General features: G+C 52.0%; 12 protein-coding genes and 1 pseudogene. 4 read left to right on the top strand and 9 right to left on the bottom strand.

Going from position 1 to position 13382, the window contains the following annotated elements:
• Nucleotides 1–123 precede the first annotated feature (123 nt).
• From I8U18_RS09245 to I8U18_RS09235, 3 genes are read left to right on the top strand one after another with little or no spacing between them, the layout of a single operon-like run.
• Nucleotides 124–870, top strand: coding sequence for a (Fe-S)-binding protein (locus I8U18_RS09245; protein ID WP_033099652.1), 747 nt, complete (start codon nt 124–126; stop codon nt 868–870).
• The gene (locus tag I8U18_RS09240) at nt 860–2287 is read left to right on the top strand and encodes a LutB/LldF family L-lactate oxidation iron-sulfur protein (protein ID WP_198055753.1); all 1428 of its coding nucleotides are present in this window, start codon (nt 860–862) and stop codon (nt 2285–2287) included. Before I8U18_RS09245 ends, I8U18_RS09240 begins: the two co-directional genes overlap by 11 nt.
• Nucleotides 2284–2997, top strand: a complete 714-nt coding sequence (locus tag I8U18_RS09235; protein WP_033099650.1) for a LutC/YkgG family protein — start codon at nt 2284–2286, stop codon at nt 2995–2997. Before I8U18_RS09240 ends, I8U18_RS09235 begins: the two co-directional genes overlap by 4 nt.
• A 157-nt stretch (nt 2998–3154) precedes the next feature.
• Here I8U18_RS09235 and I8U18_RS09230 read toward each other — a convergent pair whose 3' ends face one another.
• The 8 genes and pseudogenes from I8U18_RS09230 to I8U18_RS09200 all read right to left on the bottom strand — a co-directional run bounded on the left by I8U18_RS09230 (nt 3155) and on the right by I8U18_RS09200 (nt 12005).
• On the bottom strand, nt 3155–4630 hold the full coding sequence (locus I8U18_RS09230) for an NAD-dependent malic enzyme (RefSeq protein ID WP_198055752.1): 1476 nt from the start codon (nt 4628–4630) through the stop codon (nt 3155–3157).
• Nucleotides 4631–4852: 222 nt separating this feature from the next.
• Nucleotides 4853–5056 carry a hypothetical protein gene (locus tag I8U18_RS09225; protein WP_198055751.1) on the bottom strand — a complete coding sequence of 68 codons (204 nt, stop codon included), beginning with the start codon at nt 5054–5056 and terminating at the stop codon, nt 4853–4855.
• A 59-nt stretch (nt 5057–5115) separates the two neighbouring features.
• Nucleotides 5116–6546 carry an FAD-binding oxidoreductase gene (locus I8U18_RS09220; protein WP_033099723.1) on the bottom strand — a complete coding sequence of 477 codons (1431 nt, stop codon included), beginning with the start codon at nt 6544–6546 and terminating at the stop codon, nt 5116–5118.
• 42 nt (nt 6547–6588) lie between these two features.
• Nucleotides 6589–7917: pseudogene (locus I8U18_RS17750) on the bottom strand ((Fe-S)-binding protein); the annotation flags it as partial.
• Nucleotides 7907–9256 (bottom strand): FAD-binding oxidoreductase, encoded by a 1350-nt coding sequence (locus I8U18_RS09215; RefSeq protein ID WP_052153948.1) that lies wholly within the window; start codon nt 9254–9256, stop codon nt 7907–7909. The pseudogene I8U18_RS17750 and the gene I8U18_RS09215, both read right to left, overlap by 11 nt.
• Before the next feature lie 338 nt (nt 9257–9594).
• Nucleotides 9595–9810, bottom strand: a complete 216-nt coding sequence (locus I8U18_RS09210) for a YlzJ-like family protein (RefSeq protein WP_033099647.1) — start codon at nt 9808–9810, stop codon at nt 9595–9597.
• The gene (locus I8U18_RS09205; RefSeq protein ID WP_033099646.1) at nt 9807–10547 is read right to left on the bottom strand and encodes a ClpP family protease; all 741 of its coding nucleotides are present in this window, start codon (nt 10545–10547) and stop codon (nt 9807–9809) included. Before I8U18_RS09205 ends, I8U18_RS09210 begins: the two co-directional genes overlap by 4 nt.
• A gap of 387 nt (nt 10548–10934) precedes the next feature.
• Complete coding sequence (locus I8U18_RS09200) at nt 10935–12005, bottom strand: undecaprenyldiphospho-muramoylpentapeptide beta-N-acetylglucosaminyltransferase (protein WP_033099721.1); 1071 nt, start codon at nt 12003–12005, stop codon at nt 10935–10937.
• A 275-nt stretch (nt 12006–12280) separates the two neighbouring features.
• On the opposite strand from I8U18_RS09200, the gene bacA reads away from it, so the two are divergent.
• The gene (gene bacA, locus I8U18_RS09195) at nt 12281–13084 is read left to right on the top strand and encodes an undecaprenyl-diphosphate phosphatase (RefSeq protein WP_033099645.1); all 804 of its coding nucleotides are present in this window, start codon (nt 12281–12283) and stop codon (nt 13082–13084) included.
• 128 nt (nt 13085–13212) lie between these two features.
• Here bacA and I8U18_RS09190 read toward each other — a convergent pair whose 3' ends face one another.
• Entirely contained in the window at nt 13213–13380 is a 168-nt protein-coding gene (locus I8U18_RS09190) for a FeoB-associated Cys-rich membrane protein (protein WP_081943679.1), read from the bottom strand.
• Nucleotides 13381–13382: the final 2 nt, after the last annotated feature.

Here is a 13382-nt window from a genome sequence, read left to right as displayed (position 1 = left end):
GGCGGCCGGGTCTTTTATACGGAAATAATTAGATATGATATAATAATCTAAAAAAATTTAATTGTTACAGAGAGGAGGCAGGCGCCGTCACTGGCCTTTCGCAAGTGGTCCAAGGCGTAAAAAATGAGGGTTTCCTTATTCGTAACCTGTTTGACTGATGTATTTTTCCCGGAAGTGGGTAAAGCCGTTGTCGAGATACTGGAAAGGCTTGGATGCGAGGTGGATTTTCCCGAAACGCAGACATGCTGCGGCCAGCCTGCCTATAACAGCGGGTACCACCTGGAAACCAAAGAGGTGGCCGAGCATATGATCGAAACGTTCGAACCGGCTGAATATATCGTAACACCATCCGGTTCATGCGCAGCGATGTTCCATGAATATGAACAGTTATTCAGCGGTCAGCCGGATTTACAAGCACGTGCCCGGGCCCTGGCGAACAGAACCTATGAATTCACCCAATTTTTGACTGAGATCTTGCAGGTTGACGACCTCGGGGCGGAACTCCACGCAACAGCCACTTATCACCCTTCCTGCCACATGAACCGTCTTTTGGGGGTAACGGAAGCTCCGTACCGCCTGCTGGAAAATGTCAAAGGGCTGAAGTTGATTCCACTTCCTCATGCGCATGATTGCTGCGGGTTCGGCGGCACCTTCTCTGTCAAAATGAATGCGATTTCATCCCGGATGGTCGATGAAAAAGCACAGCATATCGAGGAAACAAGAGCCGGGCTCCTGATCGGAGCCGATTGCAGCTGCCTGATGAATATCGGCGGCCGTTTGAGCCGCTTGGGAAAACCGGTCAAAGTGATGCATATCGCCCAAGTGTTAAACCATCTCCGGCAGAGAGGGGATGAAAAAGATGCCGATTAAAATCGGACAAGATCCCTTTTTTAAACGCGTCGAAAGCGGAATCAACGACCGGCAGATGCAGAAAGCCGTCAGTTCCGCACAGGAACGATTTCAGAAACGCCGGCGGGAGGCAACAGAAGAGCTTGGAAACTGGGAAGAGTGGAGAAAATGGGGTGAAGCGATACGCGCTCATACCATGCGCTATCTGGACTACTATTTGGAGCAACTCTCCGAAAATGTAAGCAAAGCCGGCGGGCACGTTTTTTTCGCCCGGACTGCCGCGGAAGCGAATGAATACATCATCCGGATCATTAAAAGCAAACAAGCAACCCGTGTTGTGAAATCCAAGTCGATGATGACTGAGGAAATCAGTTTAAACAAAGCCTTGGAAGAAGCAGGCTGCGAGGTATTGGAAACGGATTTGGCCGAATTTATCTTGCAAGCCGATGATCATGACCCTCCTTCCCATATTGTCGTCCCTTCTTTGCACAAGGACAGGGAAAAAATTCGTGAAATATTTGCGCGCCTGGGGTATCAGGGTTCTGCCGTCCCCGAAGAAATGACGCGTTTTGCCCGCAACTATCTGCGCAAGAAGTTCCTGTCCGCCGAAATCGGCATTACCGGTTGCAATTTTGCGGTAGCCGAATCCGGTTCGGTCGTTTTGGTGACAAATGAAGGAAATGCCCGCCTCTGCACAACCCTTCCCAAGACGCAAATCACCGTAATGGGGATGGAGCGGCTGGTTCCCACTTGGGAAGAACTGGATGTATTGGTCACATTATTGTGCCGAAGCGCTGTCGGCCAAAAATTGACCACTTACGTAACCGGGCTGACCGGTCCCCGGCGGGAAGGCGAGGGAGACGGGCCGGAAGAATTCCATTTGGTCATTCTCGATAATGGCCGTTCAAATATATTGGGCACGGAATTTCAAAGCATCCTTCACTGTATCCGCTGTGCTGCCTGCATCAATGTCTGCCCCGTCTACCGCCATATCGGCGGGCACGCATACGGATCGATTTACCCCGGGCCGGTCGGGGCAGTCTTGACTCCGCTGCTGGCTGGTTATGACGAGTATAAGGAGCTTCCTTACGCTTCCAGTTTGTGCGCGGCATGCACCGAAGTTTGCCCTGTCCGTATTCCCCTCCATGAATTATTGATCGAGCACCGCCGGAAAATAGCGGAGGACGAGAAAAAAGCTCCGCCGGGTGAACGGCTGGCCATGAAAGGATTTCGCCTGGCCGCCACTTCGCCAAAACTTTATCGGCTTGCGTCCAAAGCCGCGTCCATAATGGCAAAACCGTTAACGGAAGAAGCAAAGCTGAAAACGGGCTTCGGTCCGCTTAAACCCTGGCTGGAAACACGTGACTTCCCGGCACCGGAACAGGAAACTTTTCGGGAGTGGTTCCAAAAACAGCGGAAAAAGGGGGAAAATTCATGACCATTTTAAACCGGGACGCTTTTTTAAATAAGCTGGCCGAAAGGCTGGGGCGCCCGCGCATGCGGGAGGAGATACAAAAACCGGAGTGGGATCAGGCCAGACTCGTTCCGCCGGAAGATAGAAAGGGGTGTGAAGAGTGGGTTGAGCGCCTGGAAAAACAAGCACAACTCAATCGCACCACCTTTTTCCGCATACCGGCTGACTTCCTGCCCGAAGCAGTTTGGAAGATGATCAAAAAGGCCGGGGCGAAAACGGTTATTACCTGGGATGATGTGCGTTGGAACGAGTACGGACTCGATCCGGCATTGAATGCCAAGTTGGAGGAGCATAGGATCAGGCTTCAGCAATGGTGTGACGAACAAGCAGCGGAAAGCATTTCGCTGGCTGAACAGGCGATGATCGGCATCACCTTCAGTGACTTGGCTCTGGCCGAATCTGCAACCGTGATGTTACTCAACGGACGGGGAAAAGGAAGATCCGTCAGCCTGTTGCCGCACAAGTACATCGCCATCATTCCGAGAAGCACCATCGTGCCACGGCTCACCCATGCAACCCGTGAAATCCGTCGCCGCATAGAGAAAGGGGAATTGCTTCCTTCCTGCATTAACTTTATTTCCGGACCGAGCAACAGCGCAGATATTGAAATGAATCTGGTGGTGGGCGTTCACGGACCGGTGGAGGTCACTTATATCGTCGTGGATGACCGCTAAGCGTTATCCCTGCGGTGAGAAGGGACGAGTGCTTATCTGAGCGCAAAAAAAGCCCACTCTTTTGATCGAGCGGGCTATTTCCGGCAAATCCAATCACATGGCAGGAGTGATCGCCAGTGGGGAAAGGAACCTCTTCCACTCAGGCTTTGTCATTCTGTCACATCGAAAAACTGAAGGCATTTACCTTGGCAGCAATCCCTTTGGCCATTTCTTTTTGCGTGCTGCGCCGGTCGCGCCTGGCCACTCCCGACTGATAGGCGGCTTCGATCACCGCTTCTCTCACCTTTTCCACTACACGGCTGTTAAATACACTGGGAATGATATACTGCTCACTCAGCTCCTCATCGGAAACGACGGAAGCGATGGCCTGAGCGGCAGCCAATTTCATCTCTTCGGTGATTTTGGACGCGCGGCAATCGAGGGCGCCTCGAAAAATCCCGGGAAAACACAGCACATTATTAATTTGGTTCGGATAATCGGACCGGCCTGTCGCCATCACCCGAACATAAGGTTCCGCTTGATCCGGCGCAATTTCCGGAACCGGATTGGCCATGGCAAATACAATCGGATCGGGAGCCATGCTTTGAATATCTTCCACTTTCAAGACACCGGGACCCGAAACCCCGATAAAAATATCCGCTCCTTTTATCACTTCGGACAGAGAGCCTTCAAGCCTGCGGGGATTGGTATGGGCTGCATACCAATTCCAGAAAGAATTCTCATACCTGCGGGTTGCGACAATCGCCCCTTCCCGATCGACACCGATCACATCCCGCACACCGGCGGCCAACAGCATCTTGGTGCAGGCAATTCCGGCTGCACCGATGCCGCAAACGACCACTTTGCAATCGGCCAGATCTTTGCCGACCAATTTGACCGCGTTAATCAGCCCGGCCAGGGCCACGACCGCCGTTCCGTGCTGATCATCATGAAACACGGGAATATCCAGTTCCTGCGAAAGCCGTTGTTCAATCTCAAAGCATTTCGGAGAGGCGATGTCCTCCAGATTAATCCCGCCGAACGTCGGGGCCAGCGCCTTGACAATTCGGATGATCTCCTCCGTATCCTGCGTCGCCAGGCAAATTGGAAAAGCGTCCACTCCGGCCAGCTGTTTAAACAGCATCGCCTTCCCTTCCATCACCGGCATGGCCGCTTCCGGTCCGATGTTTCCCAACCCGAGCACTGCTGAACCGTCTGAGACAACCGCCACTGTATTTCGTTTGATCGTGAGTGAATGGGCCCGCGAGGATTTTTCCTGAATCGCCTTGCAGACCCTCGCCACTTCCGGAGTATAGACGCGGGACAGATCATCGCGGTTTTTGATCGGCATTTTGGGCACCGTTTCGATTTTTCCTCCCAAGTGCATTAAAAAGGTGCGGTCCGAAACGTTGATGACGTGAACACCGGAAATTTCTTTCACGATCGACACCAGCCGGTCGCCCAATCCGTAGTCGGTAATATTGACGGTAATATCGCGAATGGTGAATGTTTTTCCTTCCTGAATCACGTCGATGGCAATGATATCCCCGCCTGCTTCACTGATGATTGAGGCGATTTTCCCGAACGAAACCAATTCTTTTTCCAGTTTTAATCGCAAGATGATACTCGTCTTTGCCCCCATTGAAATGCTCATTCAGATCGCCTCTTTTCTGATGATATATAGTCCGGGAAGGAAATGGCCCGATTAACCTCCGGTATAAGCCCTGATTGGTTTGCCCGCCGGATCGCTCCTGTCCTCCGACCGCATTCTCCCATGCGGATGAATCGGCAGCTTCAAAACAGCCTAAAGACCGATGCTCCGCGTTCAGGGCATGTTTCACCATTTTGCGGTTGCCGGACCCGGTTCTGTACACCTTCAGGGACGGGAACGATTTTCCAGCCCCGCCTCGACGGAAGCGGTTTTATCAGAAATCCGGCAATGTTCCGGCATCAATCGCTTTCTGCCGTTCAATCCGCTTTTATTCCATGGCATCCCGGGACAAAAAATTCGCGTGCCAATCCCGAAAGGGAATGCAAGGGCTTCATTCGTTGTGGTTATTTCGACTCCCTTTATTTTCATTTCTTATCCATCCCCACCGGAACTCCTTTTCTCTTTTTTTAACACTTCGTGAACTTCAATCAAGAGCGGCCTCCACTTCTGTCATCCGTTCCTGCCGGCCGCCTTTTCATCTCGGCACAGCGGGCCGGCGTCGGAAATATTTTGCCGGGATTGCATAAATTTTCAGGATTAAATACCTCGCGAATTGCCAATTGCACAGCCAGCTCCTTCTCGGAGAAGAGATAGCGCATCTCTTCCCGCTTTTCCAGACCGACACCGTGCTCCCCGGTGATGCTGCCACCCACCTCGGTGCAAACCTTCAAAATCGCCGATCCCGCCCGGACGGCTCTCTCTTCTTCACCGGGGATTCGCGCGTCAAACATGATGAGCGGATGCAAGTTACCGTCTCCGGCGTGAAAAACATTGGCAATGCGCACTCCATGTTCGCGGCTGATCTCTTCAATCCGGGACAGCACTTCCGGAAGCCGGCTGCGGGGGATGACTCCGTCCTGGACCAGATTATTCGGGGAAATGGTTCCGACGGCGCCAAAAGCAGTCTTGCGGTTATTCCACCAGCTCTTTCTTTCTTCCTCGGAAGAAGCCGGGCGCACTTCCCGCACCCCGTGTTTCCGGCACACGTCCACAATGCGCTCAATCTGTTCGTCCAAACCCTCGGCAATTCCGTCCACCTCGACCAATAAAACAGCCCCGAGATCGCGTGGATACCCTATCGGAAACGTCCCTTTTTCCACGGCTTCTATCGCCAGGTTGTCCATCATCTCCAAAGCCGCCGGGTAAATCCCCGCAGCGATGATGCCGGTAACCGCTTCGCTCGCCTGTTTCACCTCATCGAACATGGCGAGCACGGTTCGCACCCCTTCCGGCTTTTTTTCAAGCCGTACCGTGATCTCCGTCACAATGCCCATCGTCCCTTCCGATCCGACAACCAATCCGGTTAAATCATACCCGGGTTCGTCGGGAAGACCGCCGAGTTGAACCACTTGACCGTCGGGCAACACCATGGTCAAACCGAGAACGTGGTTGGTGGTGACGCCGTATTTGAGACAGTGGGCCCCTCCGGCATTTTCACCCACATTTCCCCCGATGGTACAAACCTGCTGACTCGAGGGGTCCGGGGCGTAATAGTAGCCGTGACCGGCAACGGACTCTGTCAGGTGCAGATTGATATACCCTGGTTGCACCACTGCCCGCCGGTTCGGGAGATCGATTTGCAACAGGCGGTTCATCCTGGCCAGACTGATGATGACCTCGCCACCCGTCGGAGTGGCCCCTCCGCTCAAACCGGTTCCCGCTCCGCGCGGAATAAAGGGAATTCCCCTCTGAGCCAGAAAGCGGACGACCTCTGCTGTCTCTTCCGTGCTCCCGGGAAAGACAACGGCTCTGGGCAACGCCTTTTTCAGGGTGTAGGCATCACACTCATAGGCGAGTAAATCTTCCTGACGGAAAAGGACGGCATCCTTTCCGACACAGCGCTGCAGGGCGGCAATCAGTTCCTGATGTTCACCGCCATCCTGTCTGCCGGCCGTCTCCTGCTCATCCCCTTCCCCGCAGCGATAAGCCTCGTCCAGCAATTCAACCGTATGCACGACCCGTTCCCGTCCGCGGCGCTGATGAACGCCCATCGATATTTGCAGCATGCAACCGGGATTTCCCATAGCAATCCAGTCCACGTCCGGCGGAACATCATCCATTTTACGTTCCAGAAGGCGCCCGGCCATATCAGGGTAAACCAGGTTATAAATCCCCGCACTCCCACAGCAACGGTCGGCTTGGGGCATCTCAATCAAAGTCAGCCCCGGAATTTGTTTAAGCAGCTGCCGCGGCTCGTTTCGCACTTTTTGTGCATGGGCCAAATGACAGGCATCGTGATAGGTTACGACCCCTTCCACCCTGCCGGACGGCGGTCTCAGACCGATCTCGCACAAAAAAGCGGAAATGTCCCGCACCTTTTTTACAAACTCCTGCGCCTTTTCATGGTAATCGGGATCGTTTCTGAGGAGTTGGTCGTATTCTTTCATCGCTGCCCCGCAACCAGCTGCATTGACAATGATGGTATCCACATCCGCCCGCAAAAACGAATCAATATTTTGTTTCGCCATTTTTTTTGCGGTCTCCCGATCCCCTGCATGTATTTGCAGGGCCCCGCAGCAAACCTGCCCCCGCGGCACCGCCACTTCCAAACCGTTGCGGCTTAAAACCCGGACTGTTGCTTCATTGATTCCCGCGTATAAAACATCCATCACACACCCGGCCAAGAAAGCCACACGCCCGCGCTTTTCGCCAAGCGCCGGGGTCACTTCCGCCAGGGTCTGCCGGGAAAATCGCTTCGGAACCGGCGGCAGAACCGCCTCCATCTTCCGGATGTGCTCGGGTAACAACCGGAGAATCCCCGTTTTTCTGACTAAAGACTGAAGACCTGATTGCTGGTAAAACCGGAGCAGACGGCCCAGCGCATGCAAGCGGCCGGGATTGGGAAAAAAATGCCGCAAAAACAACCGGTTGATCCGTCCCTTTACTCCCCGTGGAGGCATGGCCTGATAAAGCTGACCGCGCGCCTCTTCGATCAAGGCACCGACCTCCACCCCCGAGGGACAGGCCGTTTCGCAAGCCCGGCAATCCAGGCACTGAAAAACCGGATCAAACAAGCCTTGGTTTAAGGAAATCCGCCCTTCGCCCGCTGCTTTGATCAAATGAACGCGCCCTCGCGGAGAATGGGGCTCCAGTTTCTCTTCCTGATAAGTGGGGCACGCGTCCAAACACATGCCGCAATGGATGCATTTTGACCATTTCTCCGGATCGGGCGGATCAGCAAACGGATATCCTGTCAGCGGTTTTGTTTTCTTGATCGGATCAGGCACGATTGATCCCTCCTGCCCATCGACCCGGATTAAAACGCCCTTCCGGGTCCAAACTGGATTTGATCTTTTGCATCAAAAACAGTCCGGACGGCATTTTGCCCCAAACGGGGATCTTCTCTTTCAAAAAGGAAGGGGCATGCAGCATCACCACATAACCAAACCCTTCTTCAATCCGCTGCCGCACCTTTTCAATCAGTTCTTTGGCACAGGCCCATTGATTCTCGTCTGGCCGGAGGACAGCCAGGGTGATCCCGGTGCCCGGTCCCCCGTGAACCAACGCTTCTATGCCCGCTTCTTCCGCCAGACGATGCACCAGTTCAACCACCGAGTCCGCCTGATCAGGCAGCGTGCTGATTTTCAATGCAACTTTTTCCGCACTTTGCGCATCCCTGGCATGTGGCAGAAGTTCTCCCAATGAACGCCATAGTGCAGCCGCCCATTCATTTCGCAAAATCTCCCGAATCGTTATCCCTTCTTCCTTTGCCCAGTTCACCACCTGGTTCTGCTCCTTGGCAACCGCCTTGCTCTCATCTTCAAATCCGATCATCAAGCCAAACGAATCATGCTCACCGGGAAGAAGCGATGTCAGCACCGAATCATTCACCAATTCGGCCGCAGAAGGTTCCAGCGACGAATCCAGCAGGCGCCGGCTGAACCGCTTCAGGGAAGGAAGATCCCCGTTTTCCAGGATGATCACTGTTTCCTCCGGCGGCAAGGGACGCAATTTAAATGTGCATTCACTAATCACGCCCAGAGTTCCGAGCGATCCGACAAACAGCTTATTCATGTCATATCCGGCGACATTCTTGACGACTTTTCCACCAGTCGAAATGATCTCGCCATCAGCCAGAATCACTTTAAGTCCGGTCACCCAGTCACGCGGCGTTCCATACTTCAACCGTTTGGGGCCGGTCAGGGCGGCAGCGACTATTCCGCCCGCCGTACTCAACTCCGGCCATCCCGGATCGAGCGGCAACATTTGCCCTTTTTCCCGCAAGACCGACTGGATCCTGCTCAGCGGAATACCCGCTTGCACTGTCACCATCAAGTCTCCGGCGGAATATTCCGCAATCTGATTGTATCTGGCCAGCGACAAGGTAACCGCCGCCTCTCTCCGGTCAGGATGGCCATAACTTGCGCGCGCCCCCAGACCTTGAGGGTTGATTACTGCTCGCGCCTCGCCGGCCCAGCGGATCACTTCAACTGCATCTTCCTCCGATTCGGCAAAAACGACCAAATCGCCACCGGCATCATCAGCCGGTAACATCACTTTGTTTTCTCCCAGCCGTTCAATCAGACGGTTTCGGTCTGTTTGGGTTATATCGCGTTTATTCACGGTCACAGCCTCTCCCCTGTATGACAAGATGACAGCGCCGGGATTTCAATTTTCCCTTTGATACAATTCAACATACGATTGTCTCTGATGGTGCAAATGATGCTCCATTTCCTTCGCCGCCGTTCCGTTCGAACTCCGTAAAAACAACCGATCGCATCATCCTCCTTTTCCCCTTGTTTCAGTCCAGCCAACGTATATCGTATATAATATATTATATAGAATAATTAAATTATTTTCCCATGTCATTTCATCTCTGTCATCGCAAGGAGAACTCCGGCAACATTACCCAAAAAGAAAAAAAGAACCCTTAACGAATTAAGAGTTCCTGAGGTGTTTTTCACAAATTAAACCCGTGGCTGGTTGGTAATCTTCATGCCCGGTTGGTAGCGCGGATCCAGGTAATGAGCCGGATCGGGACTGATCAGGCGAACCAGCGTCGCCTCTCCTTCATTTTGCTTGTTCACCAGCATGGTTATTCCATCCACAGTCATCTCTTCCAGTTTTATTTGCGACGGATCATAATAAGCGAGGTCCAACGGAAAGGCAGAATAATAAATCATTGCAGCAACGCTCCCTTTTTTCGGGCTTCAATTCTCGTGTTCAATTCGGCCAGTGCATCAGAGATGCCCCCGACCTTGTCGATCAATCCATACTCGACGGCATCCCGGCCGATCACGTTCGTTCCGATGTCCCGCGCCAATTCCCCCGTCCGGAACATCAATTCGCGAAATTTTTCTTCCGAGATATCGGAGTGTTCCGCCACAAACCGGACAACCCGATCCTGCATTTTTTCCAGATATTCAAATGTTTGTGGCACACCGATCACCAAACCGGTCAAGCGTACGGGATGGATGGTCATGGTTGCCGTTTCGGCGATAAAGGAAGTGTCGGCAGCGACAGCGATCGGCACCCCGATGCTGTGCCCTCCCCCGAGAACGACTGAAACCGTCGGCTTGCTCATCGTGGCGATCATCTCCGCAATGGCCAGTCCTGCCTCGACATCTCCGCCGACCGTATTAAGGACGACGATCATCCCTTCGATTTTGGGATTTTGTTCCACCGCGATAATCTGGGGAATCACGTGTTCATATTTTGTTGTTTTGTTCTGCGGCGGCATCACTAAATGCCCCTCGATCTGGCCGATAATATTTAGACAAAAGACATTGGTTTCCAACTGGGGCACATTAATTTGCCCTAACTGTTGCAAGGCATGAACCGTTTCATTCTTCTTCTTTAACTCCTCTTCGGAGGGCCTCGCCTCGGTTTTTTCTTTTTCCTCATTCGGTTGGTTGGTCATGGAAAATCATCCTTTCCTCTCATCTCTCCTTAGTATGTACGAGAGGGAGGCCTTCTAATAAAAAATTAAACAATAACGCCGGGTCTCAATGTTTTCCAATATTTTGACCAACGGCGCATCTTTCTTCATTTATTTTCCATAAATTCCTTTGTTATCTTTATTTCAACTTTCCTTCCTTTTTCTTATAATAGAGGAGAGATAGCATCCTTCCATTTGCACTCCTTGTCCAAGCTATCTCAAACGGAAACGATGTTCCCCGGTTTTGAGGACGCCAGTCGTCCTCTTTTTTTTGCATGCAAAAGCACCTGTTCTCCCCAGAAAGGAGGCAGGTGCTCACTGGTTTGACCAAGAAGTGTCGGTTTGTCCTGTTGCCGGAACACGGCGCTCTTAAGCCTTTGCCAGTTCCTCAATCATCCGGATCACTTTGTCGCGCGGATCTTCACCCTCATTTTTTTCCATTTGCGCAACCACTTCCGCCCTCCGGTCAAACAGGCGAAATACTGCATTTAAAAAAGTTTCCGCCGTCATTTCTTCTTCCTGCAGCACGTCGCAATATCCCATCTTTTTAAATGACTCTGCGTTCAGGATCTGATCCCCGCGGCTCGCTGCTTTTGAAAGCGGAATCAAGAGCATCGGTTTTCTCAGGGCCAAAAATTCAAAGATCGAATTGGAACCGGCGCGGGAAATGACCAGATCGGCCATATTCATGAGATGCGGCAATTCGTCAGAAACGTACTCAAACTGCTTATAACCCTCAAATTGCAGCGAACTGTCAACTTGCCCTTTACCGCAAATATGGACAATTTGAAATTGTTCCAGCAGTGAAACCAGATTTTCCCTTACCGCTTCATTAATCCGCTTGGCACCAAGACTTCCTCCCATGATAAGCAAAACGGGTTTATTCGGCGAAAACCGGCAGATCGCCAATCCCTGTTCGCGATCTCCTTGTTTCAGCTCTTCACGGATCACGGCTCCCACATATTCGGCGCGATCCGACTTGAAATAGCGGGTCGTTTCCGGAAAGGTCGTAATCACCTTCGAGGCAAACGGGGTCGCCAATTTGTTGGCCAGACCCGGAGTTAAATCGGATTCATGGATGATCACCGGAACCCGATTCAACCAACCGCCGATTACAACAGGGACGGAAACAAATCCTCCCTTGGAGAAAATAAGCCCGGGCTTTTGCCGTCTGATCAGCCGGTAAGCCTGAAAAATCCCTTTTAAGACGCGAAACGGATCTTTAAAATTGTTCCAGTCAAAGTAACGGCGCAGCTTACCGGTGGAAATCGCATGGTACCGGACCTGATCCAGCCCGGCGATCAACTGCTTTTCAATCCCGTTTTCAGATCCTATGTATTCCACTTCCCAACCTTCCCGCAAAAAGTGCGGAATCAACGCCAGATTGACGGTGACATGCCCTGCAGTCCCGCCGCCGGTAAACAAAATACTCTTACGCAAAGAAAAGCCTCCTTTCCGCTTTTGCCTTTTGGAATAAATCCATTTTAACAGCTTTTTCACCAACCACATCAAAAAATTATTTGAAAGAATAATGGAAAACAGAAATTTCCATTTTAATGGATGATCCCCCTGATCATCCGGGTAAAAAACCATAACCGTAATCATCCAAAGAGGGCATACCATACATGTGGACATTTACTTTTTCCGTCAGGTTAAAATCCTGTGATCAGCTGCAACCTGATTTATTCATCCCGAGAAAGGCGGAGTGAAAATTAATGGATATTTTAATCGGATCGATTTTGGGCATGGTGGAAGGCTTGACGGAATTCGCCCCTGTCTCCTCCACCGGACACATGATACTCGCCGGTCATCTGCTGGGATTTGAAGGAACCGTCCGGGCTACGACGTTTGAGGTGGTGATCCAACTCGGTTCGATCTCGGCTGTCGTTGTCTTTTTTTGGAAACGCCTGCTGAGCCTGGTTGGGCTCTATCGCACCCCCGGGCAGGAAAAAAGCGCGCACTTGAATCCCGTTCATATCCTCCTCGGAATGTTTCCGGCCTGTCTCCTCGGACTCTTGTTTCACAACTACATAAAAGAGAAGCTGTTTACAGCGCAAACGGTGATCTGGGCTTTAATCCTCGGTGGGATTCTGATGATCCTAGCTGAGGCATTTCGCAAAGCGCCCCCCTCTGCTGCAAACTTGGATCAGGTAACCTACAGCCAGGCGTTTATTGTCGGCTTGTTTCAATGCCTTGCTCTGTGGCCCGGTTTCTCGCGTTCCGGTTCGACCATTTCAGGTGGATTGCTGGCGGGAATGAATCATCAGACGGCATCGGAATTCACCTTTATCCTGGCTGTTCCGATGATGGTGGCCGCTACCGTAAAAGACCTTCTGGATAACTGGGAGCTTCTTCACGCCAGCGACCTTCCTCTCTTTATAGCCGGGTTTGTCACTGCGTTTGTCTTTGCCCTGATTTCGATCCGGTTTTTCCTTCGACTGATCAGCCGGCTGAAATTGACGCCTTTCTCCATTTACCGGTTTATCCTGGCCATCGCCTTTTGGGGTCTCATGAAATGATGCGGAGATACCATGATCAATATCAGAAAAGCCGGGAACAAAGAGATCGCGCGGCCCGGTCCGAACAACCCGCAAAAAAAGAACAGCCGGAGAGGCGAAACTCTCAAAGCTGTTCTTTTGCCTTGTCCTTATGTCAGTTTTGATGGGTCGGTTTTAAGGTCGGCACACGGACTGGAGCATGATTTTTTCATCGAACAGGCCTGACATTTCCCCAGCTTGCTCCTTTTGACAAAACGGAACAAAGTGAAGGCGGCATAACCGAAAATGATGAGACCGAGCAAAATGTCCACCAGCATCC

It is taken from the genome of Thermoactinomyces sp. CICC 10522 (assembly GCF_016055075.1).
GTDB classification, from domain to species: domain Bacteria; phylum Bacillota; class Bacilli; order Thermoactinomycetales; family Thermoactinomycetaceae; genus Thermoactinomyces_A; species Thermoactinomyces_A daqus.
The sequence above is the reverse complement of the archived record's forward strand: the minus strand, read 5'-3'. Positions and strand labels throughout refer to the sequence as shown.